The sequence below is a fragment of the Streptomyces sp. NPDC050658 genome, assembly GCF_044457025.1.
In the GTDB taxonomy this organism is placed as follows: domain Bacteria; phylum Actinomycetota; class Actinomycetes; order Streptomycetales; family Streptomycetaceae; genus Streptomyces.
This window is the reverse complement of sequence record NZ_JBITGM010000001.1, coordinates 594,369-617,884: the sequence shown is the minus strand read 5'-3', so window position 1 is coordinate 617,884 and position 23,516 is coordinate 594,369. Positions and strand designations below refer to the sequence as shown.

At 71.4% G+C, this 23,516-nt stretch carries 19 protein-coding genes; 10 read left to right on the top strand and 9 right to left on the bottom strand.

The annotated features are described in order from the left end of the window. Nucleotides 1–26 precede the first annotated feature (26 nt). The 3 genes from ACIBKX_RS02865 to ACIBKX_RS02855 all read left to right on the top strand — a co-directional run bounded on the left by ACIBKX_RS02865 (nucleotide 27) and on the right by ACIBKX_RS02855 (nucleotide 2,087). On the top strand, nucleotides 27–1,103 hold the full coding sequence (locus ACIBKX_RS02865; protein WP_363270755.1) for a sialidase family protein: 1,077 nt from the start codon (nucleotides 27–29) through the stop codon (nucleotides 1,101–1,103). A 26-nt stretch (nucleotides 1,104–1,129) separates the two neighbouring features. Beyond that, nucleotides 1,130–1,834: an NADPH-dependent F420 reductase gene (gene npdG / locus ACIBKX_RS02860; RefSeq protein WP_363270756.1), complete on the top strand. Its 705-nt coding sequence runs from the start codon at nucleotides 1,130–1,132 to the stop codon at nucleotides 1,832–1,834. Between the two features lie 70 nt (nucleotides 1,835–1,904). Then, nucleotides 1,905–2,087, top strand: coding sequence for a hypothetical protein (locus tag ACIBKX_RS02855; protein WP_399375614.1), 183 nt, complete (start codon nucleotides 1,905–1,907; stop codon nucleotides 2,085–2,087). Here ACIBKX_RS02855 and ACIBKX_RS02850 read toward each other — a convergent pair. Further along, complete coding sequence (locus tag ACIBKX_RS02850; RefSeq protein ID WP_363270758.1) at nucleotides 2,080–2,880, bottom strand: site-2 protease family protein; 801 nt, start codon at nucleotides 2,878–2,880, stop codon at nucleotides 2,080–2,082. The two genes, ACIBKX_RS02855 and ACIBKX_RS02850, sit on opposite strands and share 8 nt — an antisense overlap. A gap of 212 nt (nucleotides 2,881–3,092) precedes the next feature. On the opposite strand from ACIBKX_RS02850, the gene ACIBKX_RS02845 reads away from it, so the two are divergent. Then, nucleotides 3,093–6,422, top strand: coding sequence for a BTAD domain-containing putative transcriptional regulator (locus tag ACIBKX_RS02845; protein WP_363270759.1), 3,330 nt, complete (start codon nucleotides 3,093–3,095; stop codon nucleotides 6,420–6,422). Nucleotides 6,423–6,451: 29 nt separating this feature from the next. On the opposite strand, the gene ACIBKX_RS02840 is transcribed toward ACIBKX_RS02845, so the two are convergent. The 3 genes from ACIBKX_RS02840 to panB form a co-directional block, all read right to left on the bottom strand. Continuing rightward, the gene (locus ACIBKX_RS02840) at nucleotides 6,452–7,279 is read right to left on the bottom strand and encodes an ABC transporter permease (RefSeq protein WP_363270760.1); all 828 of its coding nucleotides are present in this window, start codon (nucleotides 7,277–7,279) and stop codon (nucleotides 6,452–6,454) included. Then, entirely contained in the window at nucleotides 7,276–8,304 is a 1,029-nt protein-coding gene (locus tag ACIBKX_RS02835) for an ATP-binding cassette domain-containing protein (RefSeq protein WP_363270761.1), read from the bottom strand. The genes ACIBKX_RS02840 and ACIBKX_RS02835 overlap by 4 nt, the downstream gene beginning before the upstream one ends. 144 nt (nucleotides 8,305–8,448) lie before the next feature. Further along, nucleotides 8,449–9,333: a 3-methyl-2-oxobutanoate hydroxymethyltransferase gene (gene panB / locus ACIBKX_RS02830; RefSeq protein WP_363270762.1), complete on the bottom strand. Its 885-nt coding sequence runs from the start codon at nucleotides 9,331–9,333 to the stop codon at nucleotides 8,449–8,451. Between the two features lie 239 nt (nucleotides 9,334–9,572). On the opposite strand from panB, the gene ACIBKX_RS02825 reads away from it, so the two are divergent. The 4 genes from ACIBKX_RS02825 (at nucleotide 9,573) to ACIBKX_RS02810 (ending at nucleotide 14,413) form a co-directional block, all read left to right on the top strand. Continuing rightward, nucleotides 9,573–11,165: an MFS transporter gene (locus tag ACIBKX_RS02825; protein WP_363270763.1), complete on the top strand. Its 1,593-nt coding sequence runs from the start codon at nucleotides 9,573–9,575 to the stop codon at nucleotides 11,163–11,165. Nucleotides 11,166–11,232: 67 nt separating this feature from the next. Further along, nucleotides 11,233–11,832: a TetR/AcrR family transcriptional regulator gene (locus tag ACIBKX_RS02820; protein ID WP_363270764.1), complete on the top strand. Its 600-nt coding sequence runs from the start codon at nucleotides 11,233–11,235 to the stop codon at nucleotides 11,830–11,832. Nucleotides 11,833–12,040: 208 nt separating this feature from the next. Then, nucleotides 12,041–13,066, top strand: coding sequence for an endonuclease/exonuclease/phosphatase family protein (locus ACIBKX_RS02815; RefSeq protein WP_363270765.1), 1,026 nt, complete (start codon nucleotides 12,041–12,043; stop codon nucleotides 13,064–13,066). Between the two features lie 126 nt (nucleotides 13,067–13,192). Continuing rightward, the gene (locus ACIBKX_RS02810; protein WP_363270766.1) at nucleotides 13,193–14,413 is read left to right on the top strand and encodes an MFS transporter; all 1,221 of its coding nucleotides are present in this window, start codon (nucleotides 13,193–13,195) and stop codon (nucleotides 14,411–14,413) included. A gap of 225 nt (nucleotides 14,414–14,638) precedes the next feature. Here the strand turns inward: ACIBKX_RS02810 and ACIBKX_RS02805 are convergent, their stop codons facing one another. From ACIBKX_RS02805 to ACIBKX_RS02795, 3 genes are all read right to left on the bottom strand, one after another. Next, nucleotides 14,639–16,393 (bottom strand): NAD+ synthase, encoded by a 1,755-nt coding sequence (locus ACIBKX_RS02805; RefSeq protein WP_363270767.1) that lies wholly within the window; start codon nucleotides 16,391–16,393, stop codon nucleotides 14,639–14,641. 100 nt (nucleotides 16,394–16,493) lie between these two features. After that, nucleotides 16,494–18,218 carry a multicopper oxidase family protein gene (locus tag ACIBKX_RS02800; RefSeq protein ID WP_363270768.1) on the bottom strand — a complete coding sequence of 575 codons (1,725 nt, stop codon included), beginning with the start codon at nucleotides 18,216–18,218 and terminating at the stop codon, nucleotides 16,494–16,496. Nucleotides 18,219–18,359: 141 nt separating this feature from the next. After that, the gene (locus ACIBKX_RS02795) at nucleotides 18,360–18,893 is read right to left on the bottom strand and encodes a hypothetical protein (RefSeq protein WP_363270769.1); all 534 of its coding nucleotides are present in this window, start codon (nucleotides 18,891–18,893) and stop codon (nucleotides 18,360–18,362) included. Between the two features lie 242 nt (nucleotides 18,894–19,135). On the opposite strand from ACIBKX_RS02795, the gene ACIBKX_RS02790 reads away from it, so the two are divergent. Together ACIBKX_RS02790 and ACIBKX_RS02785 are read left to right on the top strand one after the other, a co-directional pair. Further along, entirely contained in the window at nucleotides 19,136–19,771 is a 636-nt protein-coding gene (locus ACIBKX_RS02790) for a DUF998 domain-containing protein (RefSeq protein WP_363270853.1), read from the top strand. Further along, a complete protein-coding gene (locus tag ACIBKX_RS02785) occupies nucleotides 19,768–20,574 on the top strand; it encodes an alpha/beta hydrolase (RefSeq protein WP_363270770.1) in 807 nt (268 codons plus the stop codon). Before ACIBKX_RS02790 ends, ACIBKX_RS02785 begins: the two co-directional genes overlap by 4 nt. Nucleotides 20,575–20,680: 106 nt before the next feature. On the opposite strand, the gene ACIBKX_RS02780 is transcribed toward ACIBKX_RS02785, so the two are convergent. Together ACIBKX_RS02780 and ACIBKX_RS02775 are read right to left on the bottom strand one after the other, a co-directional pair. After that, nucleotides 20,681–21,745, bottom strand: coding sequence for a LacI family DNA-binding transcriptional regulator (locus tag ACIBKX_RS02780; protein ID WP_363270771.1), 1,065 nt, complete (start codon nucleotides 21,743–21,745; stop codon nucleotides 20,681–20,683). A 120-nt stretch (nucleotides 21,746–21,865) separates the two neighbouring features. Continuing rightward, nucleotides 21,866–23,503, bottom strand: coding sequence for an extracellular solute-binding protein (locus ACIBKX_RS02775; protein WP_363270772.1), 1,638 nt, complete (start codon nucleotides 23,501–23,503; stop codon nucleotides 21,866–21,868). Nucleotides 23,504–23,516 lie beyond the last annotated feature (13 nt).

Genomic DNA, 23,516 nt, shown 5'->3' with positions numbered 1-23,516 from the left:
TCGCCCGGGATGGGGAGTGACCCGGGATGGCTGATGAGACAACTGTTCCCTTCCGTGCGGGTCGTGAGGGTTACGCGAGCTTCCGGATCCCCGCCGTCGTGCGCACGAACTCCGGCACCCTGCTGGCCTTCTGCGAGGGGCGGGTGGGCTCGCAGGAGGACTTCGGCAACATCGACGTCGTACTGAAGAGGTCGACCGACGGCGGCCGGACCTGGGGTCCGCTCCAGGTCGCCGCCAAGAACGGCGCCGACCTCGCGGGCAATCCCGCCCCCGTCGTCCTCGCCACCGGGCGCGTCCTGCTCGTCCACGTCCGCAACGCCGCCGCGGCCACCGAGGACGCCATCCGGCGCGGCAAGGTCTCCGCGGCGAACGGGCGGCGGATCTGGGTGCAGCACAGCGACGACGACGGTCTGACGTGGTCGGCCGCCCGGGAGATCACCTCGCAGGTGAAGAAGGCGAGTTGGCGGTGGTACGCCACGACCCCCGGGCACGCCCTGCAGACCAGTGCCGGCCGGATCGTCGTCCCCGCCAACCACTCCCTGCCGCCCGCCGGTACCGACAACGGCACCGAGGGCAGGTACAACGGCGGGCACTGTCTGCTCAGCGACGACCTCGGCCGGAACTGGCGCATCGGCTACATCGACGACAACACCGACGGCTATGTGAACGTGAACGAGACCACCGCGGCCGAACTCCCCGACGGGCGGCTCTACTTCAACACCCGCAACGACTCGCCGTCGCCCGGCACCCGCGCCGACGCCCACTCCCGCGACGGCGGCCAGACCCTGGTCAGGCCCTTCCGGCCGCAGGCCGGGCTCGTCGGGCCCGTCGTCGAATGCAGCGTGCTCCAGCTGCGTACGCCGGACGTGCTGCTGTTCTCCGGGCCCGCCGACCCCGGCTTCCGTGCCCTGATGACGGTGCGCCGGAGCCGCGACGGGGGCACCACCTGGCAGGACGCCTACACCGTGGACGGGCTGCCTGCCGCGTACTCCGATCTCGTGCGCGTGGACGACGACACCGTCGGACTCCTCTACGAGACGGGCGACTTCAGCGCGTACGAGACGATCACGTTCCGGCGGATACCGGTAGTGGCGCTGGCCTGAGGCGTGCGGTGAGTAAGGTCGGCCGTATGACCTCTAACGACAGTGTGCAGAAGGCTCCCGCCAAGGATCCGTGGGAGCTGCCCGACGTCTCCGGACTCGTCGTCGGCGTCCTCGGCGGCACCGGCGACCAGGGCCGCGGCCTCGCCTACCGCCTGGCCCGCGCCGGCCAGAAGGTGATCATCGGCTCCCGCGCCGCCGAGCGGGCCCAGGCGGCGGCCGACGAGCTGGGGCTCGGCGTCGAGGGCGCCGACAACGCGGAGTGCGCGCGGCGCAGCGACATCGTGATCGTCGCCGTGCCGTGGGAGGGGCACGGAAAGACCCTGGAGTCGCTGCGCGAGGAACTGGCCGGCAAGCTCGTCGTCGACTGCGTGAACCCGCTCGGCTTCGACAAGAAGGGTGCCTACGCACTGAAGCCCGAGGAGGGCAGCGCCGCCGAACAGGCCGCCGCCCTGCTTCCGGACTCGCGGGTCACCGCAGCCTTCCACCATCTGTCGGCCGTCCTGCTCCAGGACGTGGACGTCGCGGAGATCGACACGGACGTGATGGTGCTCGGCGAGGCCCGCGCCGACACGGACGTCGTGCAGGCCCTCGCCGCACGCATCCCCGGCATGCGCGGAGTCTTCGCGGGCCGGCTGCGGGGCGCCCACCAGGTCGAGTCCCTGGTGGCCAACCTGATCTCCGTGAACCGCCGCTACAAGGCCCACGCGGGGCTGCGGGTCACCGACGTCTAGGGCGCGCGAGGGCATGGGGGACACTGGAGGGAATATCTGTCGCTTTTCCCTCGATCAGGAGCCGACCCCCATGCCCCGCCTCGCTCTCTACGCCCTCACGGTCTGCGCCCTCGCCGTCGTCGCGGCCGTGGTCTCCTTCGTCCAGGGCAGCTGGCTCGGCATCGTGTGGGTGCTGCTCGCCGGGCTGTCGTCGAACATGGCGTGGTACTACCTGCGCCGCGCGAAGCTGCAGCGGGACGCGGCGGCTAGCTGACGAGCTCGGGGATGTCCGGGGTCCCGTCCCAGAAGCGGTACAGCTCGTGGCCCCAGTACGTGTCCCACTCCGTGACGCCGAGCCCGCGCAGGATCGCGTCGATGGCGTCGAAGAAGACCTCGTTGACCTCGGGGATCCACAGGATGCCGAAGACGGCGATCAGACCGAACGGCGCGAACGGCTCCACCTGACGGCGGATCTTGTACGAGAGCCACGGCTCGATCACGCCGTAGCCGTCCAGGCCCGGGATGGGAAGAGAGTTCAGGATCGCGGCCGTCACCTGGAGCAGGGCGAGGAAGGCGAGCGCGTACCGGAAGGTGTCCGGGACGCCGGACAGGGCGTCCAGCCAGAACGGCGCCGTGCACACCACGGCGAAGGCCACGTTCGTCAGCGGACCGGCCGCCGAGATCAGGCTGTGCTTCCACTTCCCCCTGATCCGGCCGCGCTCGATGAAGACCGCGCCGCCGGGCAGGCCGATGCCGCCCATGATCACGAAGAGCACCGGGAGCACGATGCTGAGCAGCGCGTGCGTGTACTTCAGCGGATTGAGGGTCAGATAGCCCTTCGCGCCGATGGAGATGTCGCCGCTGTGCAGGGCGGTGCGGGCATGCGCGTACTCGTGCAGACAGAGCGAGACGATCCAGGCCGCGGTCACGAAGAGGAAGACCGCGAGCCCCGGATTGTCGGCGAACCCGGTCCAGGCGGCCCAGCCGGACACCGCGGTGACGGCGGCGATCCCCAGGAACACGGGACTGATCCGCCGGTCACTGCGTCGGGTGGGAGCGGTGGTCATGGGGCGGGGCTCCTGGGGGTGACGGTTCGGCCGGTTGTCGTACGGGACCGTACCCCGGCGTACGGCGAAAACGACTCGCGCGGCCGCCTGGTTCCAGGCAGGATCGGTCAGTCTGTGGGTGGACCCGCGCCGGGGCTCGGTCCTGGGGCACCGCCCCGCACCCCGCAACGCCGGAGGGGCTGTCAGTAGCCGTCCGACGACCACCAGAGACAATGGACCCCGTGCGCTACCGCATCCTCGGCACCACCCAGGCCATCCACGCCGACGGGACCCCGCTCCCCATCGGCGGACCACGGCTGCGCGCCCTGCTCACCGTCCTCGCCCTGCGAACCCCACGAGCCGTCCCCGTGCCCGCCCTCGTCGACGAGGTGTGGGACGGCGACCCGCCCGCGGACGCCCCCGCGGCCGTCCAGGCGCTCATCGGCCGGCTCCGCAGAACCATCGGCGCCGACACGATCGTCTCGGCCGACGGCGGCTACCGGCTGCGCGCCGAGCCCGACGACATCGACCTGTACCGCTTCGAGCGGCTCACCGGCGAGGGCACCCGCGCCCTGGCCGACGGCGACGCCGCCAAGGCGGCGGTCGCCCTCGACGACGCGCTCGCCCTCTGGCAGGGCCGGCCCCTCGCCGACCTGCCCGACCGCACCGCCGAGGCCGCCCGCTGGGAGTCACGCCGCCTCGACGCCCGCCGCGCCCGCCTGACCGCGGCACTCGCGCTGGGCCAGGCCGGGCAGGCGCTGCCCGAGCTGACCGCCCTGTGCGAGAGCCACCCCCTGGACGAGCCGCTGCAGGCCCTGCGGCTGCGGGCGCTGCGCGACGCGGGCCGCCCGGCCGAGGCGCTCGCGGCCTACGACGGCGTACGCCGCCTCATCGCGGACCGGCTCGGCGCCGACCCGGGGGCCGAACTGCGCGCCCTGCACGAGGAGTTGCTGCGCGCCGACACCCCGGTGGCAGCCGCGCCCCGCCGGCCGGGACGGCCGCAGGGCAACCTGCGCGCCAGGCTCACCTCCTTCGTCGGCAGGGAGGCCGACATCGAGGCCATCCGGGGCGACCTGGAGCAGGCCCGCCTCGTCACGCTGCTCGGGCCCGGCGGCGCCGGGAAGACCCGGCTCTCGCAGGAGGCCGCGGAGACCGTCGCCGGGGGAGTGCCGGACGGCGTCTGGCTGGCCGAGCTCGCCCCGGTGGAGGATCCGGACGCCGTGCCCGAAGCCGTCCTCACCGCGCTCGGCGCCCGCGAGACGGTGCTGCGCGGCGCCGGCGCGGAGGAGATGCGGGCGGTGTCGGACCGGCACGGCGACGACCCCCTCGTACGGCTCACGGAACACTGCGGGCCCCGCCGCATGCTGCTGATCCTCGACAACTGCGAGCACGTCATCGACGCCGCCGCCCACCTCGCGGAACAGCTCCTCGCGCACTGCCCGGGCCTCACGGTCCTCGCCACGAGCCGCGAACCCTTGGGCGTGCCGGGGGAGTTGCTGCGTCCGGTGGAGCCGCTGCCGGGGCCGATCGCGCTGCGGCTCTTCGCGGACCGGGGCGCGGCGGCGAAGCCCGGCTTCCGCGTCGAGGAGGACGGCGAGGGCGGGGCGGCGGCGGCCGAGATCTGCCAGCGGCTCGACGGCCTTCCGCTGGCCATCGAACTGGCCGCCGCGCGCCTGCGGATGCTCACGCCGCGGCAGATCGCCGACCGGCTCGACGACCGCTTCCGCCTCCTGACCACCGGCGCGCGCACGGTGCTGCCCCGTCAGCAGACCCTGCGCGCGGTCGTCGACTGGTCCTGGGACCTCCTCGACGAGGCCGAGCGGACGGTCCTGCGCCGCCTCTCCGTCTTCGCGGGCGGCTGCGACCTGGCGGCGGCGGAGGCGGTGTGCGGGGGCCCGGAGGGCGGGGCGTCGGCGGTCTCGTCGTACGACGTCGCCGACGTGCTCGGCTCGCTCGTCGACAAGTCCCTCGTCGTCGCGGCCCCTTCGGCGCGGGACGGCATGCGCTACCGGCTCCTGGAGACCGTCGGCGAGTACGCGTCCGAGCGGCTCGGCCAGGCCGGCGACCGGGCGGCGGCCGAGCGCGCGCACCTCGTGTACTTCCGGGAGTTCGCCCGCGTCACCGAACCGCTGCTGCGCGGCAGCGGCCAGCGCGCCGCCGTCGAACGGCTGGAGGGCGAGTACGAGAATCTGCGCACCGCCCTGCGGCACGCGGTCGCGGCGCGGGAGGAGCAGGAGGCGCTCTGTCTCGTCCTCTCGCTCTCCTGGTTCTGGACGATCCGCAATCTGCGCATCGAGATCCGCAACTGGTCGCGTGATGTCGTCGCCCTCGGACCCGATCCCTTCGTCCGCCCGGTCCCGACCGTGGAACCGCTCTACGAACGCTGTACGGCCCACCCGCTGCCCATGCGCCCCGACGTGCTCGCCGAGGCGCGCCGCGGCGTCCACCTCATCCAGCTCTCCGTCATGGACATGAACCTGGAGGCCTGGCAGACGCCCGAGGCCAAGGAGAAACTGGCGGGCATCAGGGAGGCGTACCGGCCGGGTCTGCCTCAGACCTGCTGGTCGCCGGGGAGCCTGTGGTTCTTCGCGGTGCTCTTCGGCGGCGAGGTGGACCGGCTGCACACCATCCTCGACGCGACGATCGCCACCTGCCGGGAGCGCGGCTACGAGTGGGAGCTGGCCTCCGCGCTCCAGCAGCGGGCCAACATCCGCGCCAACCGCACGGACTGGGCGGGTGACGCGGGCCGTGACGCCGACGAGTCCCTGGAGATCTTCACCCGGCTCGGCGACGTGTGGGGCATGGCCGAGGCGCTCTCCTCGCGCGGCGAGGCCCATGAGCGGCGGGGCGGCTTCGCGCGGGCCGCCGAGGACTTCAGCGCGGCCATCGCGTACGCGGAGGAGCTGGGCGCGCCCGCGCAGGCGACCGTCCTGATGGCCCGCCTCGGTGCGGTCCTCGTCGAGGCGGGGGAGCCGGTGCGGGGCGAGGAGCTGCTGTGGGGGGTCCTGGAGCGCGAGTCCAAGAGCGGCCACAGCGAATCCATGCCGACCGCCCGTTTCTTCCTCGTCGACCTGCTCGGCCGCACCGGCCGCACGGCCGAGGCGCGCGAGCAACTGCGGCTGCTGCGCGAGGAGTTCAAGGTCGTCGACTTCGCCGTCTTCGACAGCTTCATGCTCGGCGCCGAGGCCTGGCTCGACACCCAGGACGGCCGGTACGCGCAGGGGCTCGCCGCGGCGCGCGACGCGGTGGAGAAGTCCATCGACCCGCTGACCCAGATGATCGCGCCGCATGTGACGTCCCTTCATCTCACCATCGCCGCCCGCGCCCTGGCGGGCATCGACGGCGGCCGGCACGCCGAGGGTGCCGCCCGGCTGATCGGCGCGGCCCAGCGGGATCTGCCGCCGGGCCACTTCCCCACCGCCCTGGAGCGTGACGCCAGGGCCGCCGCGGTGGATTCGGCGCGCGCCGCGCTCGGCGACACGGCGTACGAGGCGGCGTACGCGGAAGGCGGCGGCCTCTCCGCCGAAGAGGCCGTCGCCCTCTGCGACACGTACATCGGCTGAGCCGCCCGGCGGTCCGCCGGGCGGAACGCTCAGCTCTTCGTACGGAACTTGTGGATCGCGATCGGCGCCATCACCAGAGTGAGCGCGGCCGACCAGATGACCGTGATCCACACGTCGTGCGCGGCCGGGCCGCCCACCATCAGTCCGCGCGCTGCGTCCGCGAGCGAGGACAGCGGGTTGTAGTCGGTGAAGGCCTGCAGCCAGCCCGGCATGGACTGGGTCGGCGCGAAGATCGACGAGCCGAACTGCAGCGGCATCAGGACCAGGAAGCCCATCGCCTGCACGGACTGGGCGCTCTTCATGGAGACGCCGAGCACCAGGAAGATCCACATGATGGACGTGCCGAACAGCGCGGACAGGCCCACGGAGGCGAGCAGTCCGCCCCAGTTGGTGATGTCGAAGCCCACCATGACACCGACGATCATCATGATCGTCGTCGCGAGGAGCAGCCGCATCAGCTCCACCACGATCTTGGCGAAGAGGACCGAGCCCTGGCCGATCGGCAGGGTGCGGAAACGGTCCATGATGCCGTTCTGGAAGTCCTGGTTGAAGCCCGTGCCGACGGACATGGCGATGCTCATGCTCATCATCGCCAGCATGCCCGGCACCACGTACTGCACGTACTGGTCCTGGCCGCCGCCGAGCGCCTGGCCGATGGACCCGCCGAAGACGTACACGAACAGCAGGGTGAAGACGATCGGCATCATGACCGCGTCCAGGATCGACTCCGGGTCCTGGCGGATCCAGAGCAGATTGCGGCGGACCAGCGCGCTGGTGTGCCGCACATGGTCGCGCAGTCCTATGCGGGCGTCGGCCTGGCTCTTGTCGAGAGGTGCCGTCAGGGTGGTGGCGCTCATACGGCGACCTCCTCGAGTTCGTTTCCGGCCGGGCGGGCGTCCTGCGGGGCGCTGGCCTTCTGGCCGGTGATGGAGAGGAACACCTCGTCCAGGCTGGGCAGTTCGGTGGTGACGGAGCTGACCGTGATGCCGCGCGCGGTGATCGCGCCGACCACGGCGGTGAGCTGCTCGTCGCTGAGGATCGGGACGAGGACCGTGCCGGACTCGGCGTCCACCGCAGAGGTGGCGAGGCCGGTCAGGCCGAGGTCGTCAAGGGCGTTCGCCAGCGGGCGCAGCTCCAGCGGGTCGGCCGGGCGGACCCGCAGGGTGCGGCCGCCGACCTTCGCCTTCAGCTCGTCGATGGCGCCGTTGGCGATGACCTTGCCACGGTCGATGACCGTCAGCTCGGAGGCCAGCTGCTCGGCCTCCTCCATGTACTGGGTGGTGAGCAGGACGGTCACGCCGTCCCGCACCATGCGCTTGACCTCGGTCCACACCTCGTTGCGGGTGCGGGGGTCGAGGCCGGTCGTCGGCTCGTCCAGATAGAGGACGGAGGGGCTGCCGATCATCGAGGCGGCCAGGTCGAGCCGGCGGCGCATGCCGCCGGAGTACGTCTTGGCGGGGCGGGTGGCGGCCTCGGTGAGGGAGAACCGCTCCAGCAGGCCGTCGGCCCTTGACCTGGCCTCCTTGCGGGGCAGGTCGAGCAGCCGCCCGATCATGTACAGGTTCTCGCGGCCGGAGAGCTTCTCGTCCACCGATGCGTACTGACCGGTGAGGCCTATCACCCGGCGCAGCTGGCGGGGCTGGCGCACCACGTCGTACCCGGCGACATGGGCCGTGCCCGAGTCGGGGGTGATCAGGGTGGAGAGGCAGCGGACGAGGGTGGTCTTGCCGGCGCCGTTGGGCCCGAGCACACCGAGGACGGTGCCTTCCCGTACGTCGAGGTCCACGCCGTCCAGTGCTTTGGTCTCGCCGTAGTGCTTGACCAGTCCCCGCACGGTCACGGCGCTCTCTGCGCCTCCGGGGTTGTCGTCGATTCGCGTCATGCACCCCAAGCTGCCAGACGCCACCGACAATCCACCGACAAGCTGCCGACAGCCCGTCGACGGGGGAAGATCGACGGGCTGCCGTGGTGCCGCTGTGGCTCGGTGCCGGGCATGGCGTGCCCGGCGGTCATGGGTGCCTCAGGGTCAGTGGACCGCGTGCTCCTCGGCGGGGAACGCCCCGCCCACCACGTCCTCGGCGAACGCCTTGGCCGCGCCGGACATCACGCCCCGCAGATCCGCGTACTGCTTCACGAAGCGCGGCATCTTGCCGCCGGTGAGACCCAGCATGTCCGTCCACACCAGGACCTGCGCGTCGCACGCGGCGCCCGCGCCGATCCCGACGGTCGGGATGTGCAGGGAGCGGGTGACCTCGGCGGCCAGTTCCGCCGGGACCAGCTCCAGGACCACCGCGAACGCGCCCGCGTCCTGCGCGGCCTTGGCGTCGGAGAGCAGCCGGTGCGCCGCCTCGTCGCCGCGGCCCTGCACCCGGTAGCCCATGGTGTTCACGGACTGCGGGGTGAGGCCCAGGTGGGACATGACGGGGATGCCGGAGGAGACCAGCAGCTCGGTCTGGGGGAGCGAGCGCTCGCCGCCCTCCAGCTTCACCGCGCCGACCCCGGCCTCCTTGACCAGGCGGGTCGCGGAGCGCAGGGCCTGGACCGGGCCCTCCTGGTACGAGCCGAACGGCAGGTCGCCGACGATCAGGGCACGCGACGTGCCCCGTACGACGGCCGCCGACAGCATGGTCATCTCGTCGAGGGTGACGGGCACGGTGGTGTCGTACCCGAGGTGACAGTTGCCCGCCGAGTCGCCGACCAGCATCACGGGGATGCCGGCCTCGTCGAAGACGGACGCGGTCATCGCGTCGTACGCGGTGAGCATGGGCCACTTCTCGCCGCGCTCCTTGGCGGCGGTGATGTCCCGGACGGTGATGCGGCGGGTGCTCTTGCCCCCGTACAGCGCCTTGCTGCTGTCGGACTTCTGGGCGGCACCCTCTGCCGGCTTCTGGGCAGCCGAAAGTTGCGTCATCGCAACGGCTCCTTCTCTCATCTCGAGGCGCCCTCACGGCGTCCCCGGATCACCTCCATGGTGGCATCGCGTGCCGTCCCTCGGCTAGTGCGTCCCGGGTGATCCGGACCATCTCTGCTCCGTCTTCGCTCCGTTCTCGCTGCGTGCCCGCTCCGTCCCCGAGGCGTCCCGGCGTACGGCGGGTAAATTCTTTCCAATACGAGACGGTCTCGTATCGAAATGGTTCTAGGGTGGAGCGCATGACCACTCCCGATGTCACCACCCCACGCATACCGGAGGCCGTGCACCGACGGCGCTGGGCGATCCTCGGCGTCCTGATGCTCAGCCTGCTGATCGTGGTGCTCGACAACTCGATCCTGAACGTCGCCATCAAGACGATCTCGACCCCGGCCCCCACCGGCCTCGGCGCCACCCAGGGCGACCTGGAATGGGCCATCAACTCCTACACGCTGGTCTTCGCGGGCCTGCTCTTCACCGCGGGCCTGCTCGGTGACCGCATCGGCCGCAAGAAGGTGCTCATCGCGGGCCTCGCCGTCTTCGGCATCGGCTCCGCGCTCGCCGCCGAGTCCGGCTCGCCCGTCCAGCTGATCCTGTTCCGCGCCGTGATGGGCCTCGGCGCCGCCTTCGTGATGCCCGCGACGCTCGCCGTCCTGATGAACGTCTTCGAGCGGGACGAGCAGCCGAAGGCCATCGGCATCTGGGCCGGCGGCGTGGGCCTGGCCATCGCGATCGGCCCCATCACCGGCGGCGTGCTCCTGGACCACTTCTGGTGGGGCTCGGTCTTCCTGGTCAACGTACCCATCGTGATCCTCGCGATCGGCCTGATGATCTGGCTCGTGCCGGACTCCCGCGACCCCGCTCCGGGCCGGATCGACCTGGTCGGTGTGGGCCTGTCCATCGTCGGCCTCGTCCTGCTCGTCTACGGCATCATCAAGGGCGGTCAGCTCGCCGACTTCACCGACGCGTCCGTCCTCGCGACCGTCGCCGCGGGCCTCGCCGTACTCGTCGTCTTCGTCCTCCACGAGAAGCGCAGCGACCATCCCTCGATCGACATCTCGTACTTCAAGAACCGGGTGTTCTCGGCGGCCATCAGCGCCCTCGCGCTGGTCTTCTTCGCGCTGATGGGCGTGACCTTCTTCTCGGTCTTCTACACGCAGAGCGTCCGGGGCTACTCGCCGCTGGAGACCGGCCTGTTGATGCTGCCGCTCGCCGCCGCCCAGCTCATCTTCGCGCCGCGCGCCCGGCTCGTCGTCGACCGCTTCGGCGTCCGCGCCGTCTGCACCGGCGGACTGCTCACCATCGCCGCGATGCTCGCCGCCTTCACTGTCCTTGAGGCCGATACGCCGATCTGGATCCTGGAGGTCATCTTCTTCCTGATGGGCACCGGCATGGCGCACATCATGACCCCCGCCAGCGTCGTCATCATGCAGGCCCTGCCCCGCGAGAAGGCGGGCTCCGCCTCCGCGCTGAGCAACACCTTCCGGCAGGTGGGCGGCGCGCTCGGCATCGCGGTGCTCGGCTCGGTGCTCTCCGCCGCCTACCGCAGCGGCGTCGAGGACAAGCTCACCCTGCTGCCCTCCGGCGTACGGCACACCGCGGGCGAGTCCATCGAGGCCACCCTCGGCGTCGCGGCGAAGCTCGGCCCGCGCGGCGAACCCCTGGTCTCCGCCGCCCACGACTCCTTCCTGCACGCCATGCACATCACCGCGGTCTGCGGCGCCGGCGTCGCGCTGATCGGCGTCGTGGTCGTCGCCCTGTTCCTGCCGGGCCGTACGCCGCGGGAACCGGAGCCGGAGCAGCCGAAGGCCGACCCGGTCGGCGCGGGGCGTTGACCGGGGTGCCGGGCCGGGAAGGGACAATCGGCCTGGCACATCGCAGCAACCGACAGACGGAGTAGACGTGGCCCACATCGCCAGAGGTGTCCGGGGGCGACCCCGCAGCGAGGCCGTGGAGCGGGCCATCATCGAGGGCGTACTGAAGCTGATCGAGGAGGGCGTGCCGCTCGCCGACCTCTCGATCGAGCGGATCGCCCGCACCGCGGGCGTCGGCAAGGCCACCATCTACCGGCGTTGGAGCGGCAAGGAGGAACTCTTCGTCGACATCCTGCGCGGCATGGACGACCCGCCGCCCGAACTGGCCGGGGACTCCATGCGCGGGGATCTCGTCACCCTCCTCGACCATCTGCGCCGGCGCGGCGTGAACCTGCGCTCCTCCGCACTCCTGCACAACGTGTTCGCGCAGATGAAGAGCCTGCCGAAGCTGTGGGAGGCGTACCACGCGACCGTCGTCGAACCGCAGCGCCGCGTCATGCTCGGGGTGCTGCGCCGCGGCGTGGAGAGCGGCGAACTGCGCGCGGACGTCGACATCGTCCTCGCCAACGACATGTTCGTCGGCCCCATGCTCGTCCGCACCGTGCTGCGCTCCGACGCGCCGCTCGACGAGGACCTGGCCGAGCGGATCGTGGACTCCGTCCTCGCGGGGCTGCGGCCCACGGGGTGACGCGGGGCGGGACCGGTCGGCGCCCACGGGGTGAATGTGCGCGTTTCGTCACAGCGGCCCGATCTGCGGCGGGATGCGGAACCCGCCGTGCCGCGCCACTCGTCCTCGTCCCGTACGGCCGTCACGGACGGCGGGGAGGACACCCGATCATCGCCTAGGGTTTCAGGGGCGAGGACGGTTGCACGGCAGGCAGTGAGGCGACGAGCGTATGGCGCAGGCGTATGTGACGGAGGCGGGCAGCGGCGGCTCCGGGCCCGACCGCCGGGGGTCCCGGTTCCGACGCCTCGCGGACGGTTGGCGCGGCGACCGGGGCATCTGGCGGCGCGGCACGGTCACCGCGGCGGTCGCGGTGCTGCTCGCCCTGGTGATGCTCTTCCACGCGCAGATCCCGAACGGCGTGGGCAACCTGGGCAGTCTCATCGAGACGTTCCTGCCCTGGCTCGGCGTACTGATCCCCGTGCTGCTCGTCATCGGCCTGGTCCGCAAGTCCGCGACGGCGCTGATCGCGGTGCTGCTGCCCGCCGTCATCTGGCTGAACTCCTTCGGCGGTCTCGTCATCGGCAAGTCCGCCGGCAGCGGCGGCGACCTCACCGTCGCCACCCACAACGTGAACGCGGAGAACGCCGACCCGGCGGGCACCGCCCGTGACGTCGCAGCGTCCGGCGCCGACGTCGTGGCCCTGGAGGAGCTCACGCAGGCCGCGGTTCCGACGTACGAGAAGGCCCTTGCCGGCACCTACAAGTACCACTCGGTGCAGGGCACGGTCGGCCTCTGGTCCAAGTACCCGCTGACCGGCACCAAGCCCGTCGACATCAAGCTGGGCTGGACCCGCGCGATGCGCACGACGGTCGGCACCCCCAAGGGCGAGGTAGCCGTGTACGTCGCTCACCTGCCCTCCGTGCGGGTCAAGCTGGACGCGGGCTTCACCGCCAACCAGCGGGACGCGAGCGCCGACGCGCTGGGCGAGGCGATCGCCGACGAGCAGGTCTCCAAGGTCGTGCTGCTCGGCGACCTGAACGGCACGATGAACGACCGCGCCCTGAACGCGGTCACCTCCCAGATGCGCTCCACGCAGGGCGCGGCGGGCGACGGCTTCGGGTTCAGCTGGCCCGCGTCGTTCCCGATGGCGCGGATCGACCAGATCATGGTGAAGGGCGTCGAGCCGGTGTCGTCCTGGACGCTGCCGGAGACGGGCAGCGATCATCTGCCGATCGCGGCGCGGGTCGAGCTCTAGCCTCGGGCCACGTTTAGTGCACCGCACATCCGCTCTTAACCTCACGGAATACTGGGCCTGCGAAGCTTTGTTCCGTACGTAAACTTACGGAACACACTCCCCGCGCGCCCCCCCGGAAGGTTCTTCATGCCCCTGGCCCTGCTCGCCCTAGCCGTGGGCGCCTTCGGCATCGGCACGACCGAGTTCGTGATGATGGGCCTGCTGCCCAACGTCGCGGACGACCTGGACATATCCATCCCCACCGCAGGACACCTCGTCTCGGCGTACGCCCTCGGCGTCGTCATCGGCGCCCCGCTGCTCGCCGCCGTCACCGCGCGGATCCCGCGCCGCCGCGTCCTGATCGGCCTGATGATCCTCTTCGTGGCGGGCAACGCGCTGTCGGCCGCGGCCCCCGACTACCACTGGCTCCTTGCGGCCCGCTTCCTGAGCGGGCTTCCGCACGGCGCGTTCTTCGGCGTCGGCGCGGTCGTCGCGACGGGGCTCGTCGCCCCCGAGCGCAAGGCCCGCTCGGTGTCCCTGATGTTCCTCGGCCTGACCGTCGCCAACATCGTGGGCGTCCCGGTGGCCACCGCCATGGGCCAGCAACTGGGCTGGCGCGCCACCTTCCTCGCGGTCAGCGCGATCGGCATCGCGGCGATAGCCTCCCTGGCCCTGCTGGTCCCCGCCGACCACGGCCACGGCGAGGCGGCAGGACTCCGCGGCGAACTGCGGGCGCTCGGCAGCGTGCCGGTGTGGCTGGCGCTCGGCACGACCGTCGCGGGCTTCGGGGCGCTGTTCTCGGCGTACAGCTACATCGCACCGATGCTCACGGACGCCGCCGGCTACGCCGAATCCAGCGTTACGTTGCTCCTGGCGCTGTTCGGTGTCGGCGCCACCGCCGGCAACCTCCTCGGCGGCAGGCTCGCCGACCACTCCCTGCGGGGCACGCTCTTCGGCGGCCTGACCGCACTCGTCGTGGTCCTCGCCCTGTTCCCGCTCCTCATGGGTACGCCGTGGAGCGCGGCGCTCGCCGTGACGCTGCTCGGCATGGCGGCGTTCACGACGGGGTCACCGCTGCAGCTGATGGTGATGGAAAAGGCGTCGGCGGCACCGTCCCTGGCCTCGTCCGCCAACCAGGCCGCATTCAACCTCGCCAACGCGGGCGGCGCATGGATCGGCGGCCTCGCCCTGACAGCAGGCTTCGGCGTCACGTCTCCCGCGGTGGCGGGAGCGGGGCTGGCGGTGCTGGGCTTGGCCGTGGCGGGGGTGGCGTACGCGGTGGATGCGCGGCGGCTGCCGGTGGGGGGTGCGGAGCGGGTTGTGGCTTCGGCTTCGGGGGCGCCACGGCTGGAGAAGTCCCGCCGGTAGGGGGCGGGGAGTCGGCTGTGGCCCGTGCGGCGCGGCTGCGGTCTGCTCGTATCGAAGGGCTCAGCTGTACTGAACCGGCCACTTGCACTGAACCGCCCACTTGTACGGAACGAACGCTCAGCCGTACCGAACCGCCCACCCGTTCATGGTCCGGCTGGATGCCGGGTGACGGGTGGGCGGTGGGAGGAATCCGCCGGGCAGCGGCGGTTCAGGGCGGGCCCGGGGTCAGACCGACTCCCGCCAGCGATTGGTGATCGGCAGGCGGCGGTCCTTGCCGAAGCCCTTCGCGGAGATCTTCGTGCCCGGCGGGTACTGCCGCCGCTTGTACTCGGCGGTGTCCACCATCCGCAGCGTCTTCACCACCAGCTCCCGGTCAAAGCCCGCGGCAACGATCGCGTCCGCGCCCTGGTCCCGGTCGACGTACAGCTCCAGAATCCCGTCCAGGACCGGATAATCCGGGAGCGAGTCCGTGTCCACCTGATCCGGCCGCAGCTCCGCGCTCGGCGGCTTCGTGATCGAGTTCTCCGGGATCGGCGGCGTCTGCCCCCGCTCCACCGCCGCGCGGTTGCGCCACTCGGCGAGCCGGAAGATCAGCGTCTTGTAGACGTCCTTGATCGGCCCGTACGCCCCGACCGAGTCGCCGTAGAGCGTCGAATAGCCCACCGCCAGCTCCGACTTGTTGCCGGGCGCGAGAACGATGTGGCCCTCCTGGTTGGAGATCGCCATCAGCATCGTGCCGCGAAGGCGGGACTGCAGGTTCTCCTCGGCGAGACCGGTGAGACCCAGCGACCCCATGTACGCGTCGAACATCGGCGCGATCGGCACGGTCCGGAAGTTCAGCCCCGTACGCCGCGCCAGCTCCTCCGCGTCCCCGATCGAGTGGTCCGAGGAGTAACGGGACGGCATGGCCACCCCGTACACGTTCTGCGCGCCCAGCGCGTCACAGGCCAGCGCGGCGGTCAGCGCGGAGTCGATGCCGCCGGAGAGCCCGATCAGGACGCTCTTGAACCCGTTCTTCGCGGCGTACGCCCGCAGGCCCACCACCAGCGCCGAGTACACCTCTTCGTCGTCGTCGAGCCGCTCGGCGTACCCACCGGTGAGTTCGGGCTCGTACGCCGGTACGGCCTCCTCCGAGACCGTGACGTGCTCGATCCGCAGCCCGTCGTCCACGACACCGGACGGCGGCTCGACCGCCGCGGCGGGCAAATCGAGATCGAGGACGACACACCCCTCGGCGAACTGCGGCGCCCGCGCGATGACTTCCCCGTCCTTGTCGACGACGATCGAGTCGCCGTCGAAGACCAGCTCGTCCTGGCCGCCGATCATCGCGAGATAGGCGGTGGTGCAGCCCGCCTCCTGGGCGCGCTTGCGGACCAGCTCGAGCCGCTGGTCGTCCTTGTTCCGCTCGTACGGCGACGCGTTGACGGAGAGCAGCAGGCCCGCGCCCGCCGTACGCGTCGCCGGCACACGGCCGCCGTCCTGCCAGAGGTCCTCGCAGATGGCGAGCGCGACGTCGACGCCGCGCACCCGCACGATCGGCAGGGTCTCGCCCGGCACGAAGTAGCGGAACTCGTCGAAGACGCCGTAGTTGGGCAGGTGGTGCTTGGAGAAGGTGAGCACGGCCTCGCCGCGGTGCAGCACGGCCGCCGCGTTGCGCGGGGCGCCTGCGGGCTGGCCGTACTTGGGCTTGGCCTCCTCGGTGCGGTCGAGATAGCCGACGACGACCGGCAGCTCGCCGAAGCCCTCGTCGTTCAGCCGCGCGGCGAGCGCGCGCAGCGCGTCCCGCGAGGCCTGCACGAAGGACGGACGCAGCGCGAGGTCCTCGACGGGGTAGCCGGTCAGCGCCATCTCGGGGAACGCGACGAGGTGCGCCCCCTGCTCGGCGGAGTGCCGGGTCCAATGGACGATCGCCTCGGCGTTCCCGGCGAGATCGCCGACGGTCGAGTCGATCTGATTCAGGGCGAGGCGTAGTTGAGGCACGGGCCCCAGTGTAATCGTCAGAGCGACGCGATGCCCCTTCGGGCGGGTGTGGGGCGCCCCACGTCGACGGTGGCCACCATCACCGACGTGGGGCGCGGGGTCAGCGGCGGTAGCCGAGGACCGTCATCATGCCTGCCTCCGAGTGGTACACGTTGTGGCAGTGGACCATCCACAGGCCCGGGTTGTCCGCGTCGAAGTCCACCGTCAGCGTCCCGTTCGGCAGCACGATCGCGGTGTCCTTGCGGGGGCCGCCCGCCACGTTCGCCAGGGCGAAGGTGTGGCCGTGCAGATGGAGCGGGTGCCACATCGACGTGGAGTTGGCGAAGACCAGACGGACCCGCTCGCCCGCGCGGACGGGGTGGCGCCGGTCGGGGTCGTACGCCTTCTTGTCGAACGCCCAGTCGTACTTGGCCATCCCGCCCGTCAGCCGGATCCTGATCGTGCGGTCCGGCTTCCGGGAGGGGAGGGCCACCGACTCGGCCGCCCGCAGCTTGTCCGCCGTCAGGAGCCGCCCCTTCAGTTCCTTGGGCCGCGTGGACGGAGCGGGCGCCGCGCCGCCGCCGGTGCGCAGGACCGCGAGCCCGGCGGCCTTCTTGCCCTCGGCGGCCGCGGTCAGCGGGAACACCCCGTCCTTGGCGGTGACCAGGACGTCATAGCGCTCGCCCATGCCGAGCAGCAGCGCGTCCGTCGTCGCGTGCTCCACGGGGAAGCCGTCCGTGTGCGTCACCGTCATCTCGTGCCCGCCGAGCGCCACCCGGAAGGCCGTGTCACCACCGGCGTTGATGATGCGGAGCCGGATGCGGTCGCCGGGCCGGGCCTTGAGGGACGAAGGCGCGTCGGGCGTACGCCCGTTGATCAGGTAGTGCGGGTAGGCCACGTCGCCCGCGTCACCACCCAGGAGGTCGCTCTTGGCACCCATCATCATGCGGGAGGGACCGGAGGGCTTCGGGGACTTGGAGGGTTTGGGGGAGGCCTTGGAATCCTGCGGGTCGCTCCGCATCGACATGTTGGACATGTTCGACATGTCGTGCCCGCTGTGGTCGGAGCCGCCGGAGCCGCCGGAGCCGCTCCCTTCCCCACTGCCGCCGTCTCCGTTCCCGTCCCCGCCCATGTCGTGGCCGCCCATGCCCTTGCTGAGCTCGGCGAGGACGCCGTCGGGAGTCGATCCGTCCACCCCGTCGACCCAGTCGTCGAGGACGACGACCCACTCCTTGTCGTACTTCAAGGGCTCCTTGGGGTCCTCCACGATCAGTGGTGCGTACAGACCGCGGTCCTGCTGGGTGCCCGAATGGGGATGGAACCAGTACGTCCCCGGGTGCGGCACCGCGAAGCGGTAGGTGAAGTCCGCGCCGGGCTTGATCTCCTGCTGGGTGAGGCCGGGGACGCCGTCCATGTCGTTGCGCAGGGCCAGGCCGTGCCAGTGCAGGGACGTGGCCTGGGGGAGGTGGTTGGCGAGCGTCAGGGCGAGGGTGTCGCCGGCGGTGGCGCGGACTTCCTTGCCGGGCAGCTGGTCGCCGTAGGCCCACGTCCTGACCGTGCGGCCGCCGAGGTCGAGCTTGGCCGTCATGGCCATGAGCTTCACCTCGCGGACCGCGCCGCCGGACCGCTTCTTCTCCGCGGCGGCGACTTCCTTGCCCGCCGGGTCGACATAGCCCTCGGGTCCCTCGGGCGTGGAGCCGCCGCCGTGCCCGCCGTGGCCCGAGCCCGAGCCGGATCCGGAACAGGCCGCCAGGAATCCCGAACCGGCGACTGCGGTCGCCGCGCCGAGCAGGGCGCGGCGCGAAGGGGTGCGCGTGGGTTGCGTGTGCGTGGATCGAGTGCGCATGGCTGAGTACACCTCGTCGTGGTGGTGCGTGCAGATGGGCTCATCCGCTGCTTCTGATACACCGCTCGACGCCCGGAGGTTCCCGGATCAGGGAAGTGAATTCATCGGACGCGGGCAGCGCTGAGCAGCCGGTGAGCCGGCCTAAATGCGCAGCACCGAAAGGCGGGCGAGGAGTATGCGGGGTGGCGGCGGATTGGGCCGCAGCCCGTCGAGCAGCCGGGCGAGCGTCCGCACGGCGACCGCGAAGCCGCCGGGCCGCAGCAGGCCTGCCTTCAGCAGCAGGAGAAGGGTGAAGGCGCCGAGCACCGCGAGGCATACGGACAGCGGGTCCATGCCGCCGTGGCCGGCGGGGTCGGCGGCGCTCGGGGGATCGGTCAGGGGATCGCTCGCGGGATCGATCACGGGATCGCTCGCGATGTGGCCGACGGGCTCCGGGGGCGTGGCGTGGCCGCCGCTCATGCCATGCGCCGAGCCGCTCGTCTCATGCCGGGCGGAGGCCTGTGCGACCTGTGTGAGCTGTGCGATCTGTGTGGCCCGCGTGGCCTGTGAGGCCTGTTCGGAGTCACCTCCGTGCCCGGTCGGATGGCCCAGCGTATGCATCGTCACGATGCCGAGGAGCAGCGCGGCGAGCAGCAGGAGCTGTCCGCCCCTCGCCGGTCGCCTCGTCGTCGCCATGGGCCGAACCCTACCCCCGGCGGGTATGGGGCGACATGCGGGGGCCAGGCATTCCGTTGATCATGACCCCATGGCGAATGAGTGTAAATTCTGTCAATTCATGATCTCCCCCGGTGGCCGGGACCACGTGTGCCTGGGGGAGACGCGTGCCGTCGAGTAGCGCGTACGCGCCCATGCGGCAGCCCAGGCCGACCACGTCCCGCCCCGTCGCCGCCGGGCGTGCCGTCTCCGTCGCCGTCCTCATGGCGTCGGCCGCGCTCGCCTACAGCGCGTGGCTGCTGGAGAGCTTCCTCGCGACGGATCTCTCCCCCGTCAGTTCGTACGTGAGTGAACTGGCCGCCACGGACCAGCCGTACGGGAGGCTGTTCCGAGCTACGGATCTGGTCGCCGGTTCACTCGTCGTCGCCGGAGCGGTCTGCGCGCTGCTGCGGCTCCCGCGCCGCCCGGTGGCGGTCCTGGGCTGGGCGGGTCTTGCCCTCTTCGGGGCGGCCACAGCGATCGACTCGCGGCTGCCGCTGAGCTGCGCGCCGACCGCGGACGCGGGGTGCGCGGAGCGGGAGGGGGCGGGGCTCGTGCCGTGGACGCACTCGGCGCACGCGGCGAGCAGCGGGGTCGCCGTGGCGGGGGCGCTGGCGGGAATGCTGCTGCTCACGTTCGCGGCCCGCCGCCACGGGATCCTACTGCCCCTGGCGGGCCCGGCAGCCGTCGTCGTCGTCCTCCTCGAACTGGCCGCCACTGCCTGGACCTTGGCGGCCGTGGTCGCGTTCGACGCGGGGTACGGGACGTGGGCGCTGGGTCTGGGGCAGCGGCTCCAGGTGCTGCTGATCGCGGTGTGGCTGGGATTGCTGGCGCGTGCGGCGGCGGTGCGGCGCGGATGAGTTTCGTACGGATCGGGGGAGTGCCGCACCACGTGGAGGTGACGGGGCGCGGCCCGGTGTGCGTGCTGAGTGCCGGACTGGGGCTGGCGTGGTTCGACTGGGACGAGGTGACGGAGCTCCTGGCTCCGCGGCGGACCGTGGTGCGCTTCGACCGGCCGGGGCTCGGGCTGAGCGGCCACGCGCGCGTGCCGCCGTCCCTCGCGGGGGAGGCGGAGCGGATCGCTTCCCTCCTGGACGCGTTGGCCCTGCCGGGCCCGGCCACGCTGGTGGGCCACTCGCTCGCGGGCTTCCACTGCGAGGCGTTCGCGCGCCTCCACCCGGAGCGCACGGCGGCCTTGGTCCTGGCCGACTCCAGCGTCGAGGAACGGCCACGGGGAAGGGTGCCTCGTGCTGTGCGGCTGGGTTTGGCGCGTGCGGGCGGGGCTGTGCTGAGCGGGGCGGGGGTGCCGAGGGCGGTGGGGCCGTGGGTGCGGCGGTTGGGGGTACGGGGCGAGGCCCCCGAGGCCGCGATCCGCCAGGTCTACGGCTCCAGCCGGGTCCTCCGCGCCTCCCTCATGGAGTACGCGACGTACGCCGACACAGCAGCGGAACTTGCCGCCCTCCGCCGCGACTTCCCCCTCCCCCCGACCCTCCCGGTAACGGTCCTGGCCGCGTCCACCGGAAACGACGGCCCCCGCTGGCTCACCCGCCAGCGGGGCTTGGCGAAGCAACTGGAAGCAACCTTCCGCGTCGCCCGCCCATCGGGCCACCTAGTGATGCGGGACCGGCCGGAGGCGGTGGTGGGGGCGGTGTTGGGGGAGTGAGGGGGCTTTTGGCGGGGGCGAGGGGGGGAGGGGGGAGGGCTCACCGGGAGGGCCGGTCGGGTGGTTCGGCTTTCGTGCCGTCTGAGGGCAGCCGGCCCGGTCGCCCTCAACCGCCCCTCCCCACCCAAACCCCCCGCACGCTCTCCCGAATCACAATGTGCGTGCCCAAGACATGCCTCTCCTGGCCGGCTCGGGCCGCTGCCCCGCCCGCCAGGGCCAAGCGGACCGCCGTGCGGCCCATTTCTTCTGCGGGGATGTGGACCGTGGTGAGGGCGGGGGTGATGTCCGAGGCCACGGGGTCGTCGTTGTAGCCGACCACCGAGATGTCGTCCGGCACGCGGAAGCCGTGTTCGCGCAGCGCCACCACCGTCGCCGCCGCCACCCTGTCGTCGCCCGCGAACACCGCCGTGAACTCCGGGCGTCCGTCCGCCTTCGCCAGCAGATCCCGTATCGCCTCGTCCCCGTTGTGCTGCCCGAAGCCGATGCCGTGCAGGATCGCCTCCTCGCGGGGGATGCCGTGGTCCGACAGTGCACGGAGGTAGCCCGCGACCCGTGCCTCGCCCGTCGTGTGGCCCGGCTCGTAGCCGATCAGGGCCGTCTTGCGGTGTCCCGCGCCCAGCAGGTGGCTGGTGATCGCGTACGCGCCCGCCTCGTTGTCGTACTCCACGACCAGAGCCGGTACGTCCGGCGCGGGTGCCGGGCGGCCACACAGCACCAGGCGGGAACCCGCCGCCGCCAGCGCCTCCGCGTACCGCGCCATCCGTTCCCGGTACTCGTCGTCCTCGACGACCCCGCCCACCAGGATCACTGCCTCCGCCGCCTGCTCCCGCATCATCTGGACCAGGGCCAGTTCGCGGGCCGGGTCGCTGCCGGTCGAGGAGACCAGGGTCAGCCTGCCGTGCTGCGCCGCCTCCATCTCCACGCCCTGGGCGACGTTCGCGTAGAAGGAGCTCACCACGTCGAACATCAGCACCGCGATCGTCTTGCGGCCGGCGCCCGCCAACGCGCGGGCGTGCGCGTTGGCGACGTAGTCGAGGTCCTTGACGGCCCGCAGGACCTTGGCGCGCGACGCCGTCGACGTCGGATAGTTGCCCGCGAGGACCCGCGAGACGGTCGCGACCGAGACTCCGGCCCGCGCCGCCACATCGCGGATGGTGACCCGCTCACCCACCGTGTCTCCTTCAGATAGCCCAGCTGCCGAGTGACCATGTGGCCAAGTAGCCGTGTCCGGGGCGTGGTTGCCCCCACGACAACCACGCCCCGGACCATCATCCCGCCCGCACGCCCCGGCTCAGTGCGCGGCCTCGTACTCCTTGGCGAACTCCTCCTGGGACTTGTTCCCGCCCTGCGCCTGCCACTTCGCGTACACCGCGTCCCAGTCCGACAGGTTCTTGCGGCCGGAGACGATCGCCGTGACGCCGTCCTCGATGATCTGCTGCATCGAAGCGCCCTGCCGGTTGTACGTGTCCGACATCAGGCCCCAGTGGTCGTCCCGCACCAGGTGCGGGACCACCTGCTTCTGCCAGGCGTGCAGCCGCTTGGTGAGATCGGGGAAGCTCGGGAAGTACAGCGGCTGCGGGGCGTCCATGAGGTAGGCGAAGGGGAGGTTCGTGCGGTTCTCCACCAGGCCGAGGGAGTTGGGCACCGGGTCGCCGTTCTTGTCGTACTCGAAGTGCGTGCCCTCGACGCCCGAGTGCATCAGCTCGTACTCCTTGGAGCCGAACGGCGACGCCAGCCAGTCCAGGACCCGCAGCATCAGCTTGACGCGGTCCTTGGAGGCCTTCTTGATGACCGTGTAGCCGAAACAGCCGCGGTTCTGTTGATAGACGGGCGTGGTTCCGTCCACCACGTACGGGACCGCCGCGTCCAGGGTGAACTCGTCCTTGATTCCCTGCGCGTTGGAGATGACCGCGCCCCAGCCGTCCGTCATCGAGCGGACCGTGCCGTTGTAGAACTGCGTCTTCAGGTCCACCTGCGAGATCGAGGTGGCGTCCGAGTTGTACGAGCCGTCCTTGCGCAGCTTCGACATGAACTCGAGGGCGGCCCTGAACTCGTCGGTCCCGTACATGTCGGTGACCTTGCCGTTCTTGATCTGCCACTGGTTCGGAGCCCCGTGCCACATCGCGTGGTAGAGGTAGCCGAAGAAGCCGACCGAGGACGCGCCGAGTCCGTACTTCTTGCTCTGCGAGGCCTCCCGCGCCATCACCTGGAAGTCCGCCGCCGCCATGCCCGGCTTGTAGCCCGCCTTGTCGAAGGCCTCGCGGTTGATGAACATCGCACCCTGCACCTTGGCGCGCTCGATCGGCAGGCCGTAGATGCGGCCCGCGACCCGGCCCATGCCCTCCCATGCGTACGTGGGGATGTTGGCGAGGTTCGGGTAGTCCTTGACCGCGTCCCCGGACAGGTACTCCGACAGGTCCGCGCACCGCGACTTCACGAACTGTGATTCACGGGGCAGTACGTAGCCGCCGCCGAAGTTGATCATGTCGGGCAGGTCGTCGCCCGACATCAGCGTGGACATCTTGGAGCGGAAGTCCGCGTCCGGCACGACCGAGAACTCGACCTCGACGCCGAGCGCCTCGTTCATCGCCTGCCAGTACTTGTTCGATCCGACCGGCTTCGGCGGGGTGCCGTAGGTGATGGTCATGACCTTGATCTTCTGCTTGCCGTTGCCCGGCTTCTCGGCGGTCGCCCGGACCAGCTTCTCCGGGTACTTCGAGAATCCGGGCTGTACGCCGGCCTCGCTCGGCGCGAGATCGGGCGTCGGGCCCTTGGCGGGTGTGTACGTCGGCCAGGGGGCCGCCTTCTTGTTGGCGTTGGAGACCGAGCCGCCGCCCCCGGAGTCGGTGGAGCAGGCGGTGAGCAGCGAGGGCGCGGCGACGGCGGCACCGCCGACGGCTATGGAGCGCAGCAGCGTACGGCGCGACATCGAGGAACCGGAC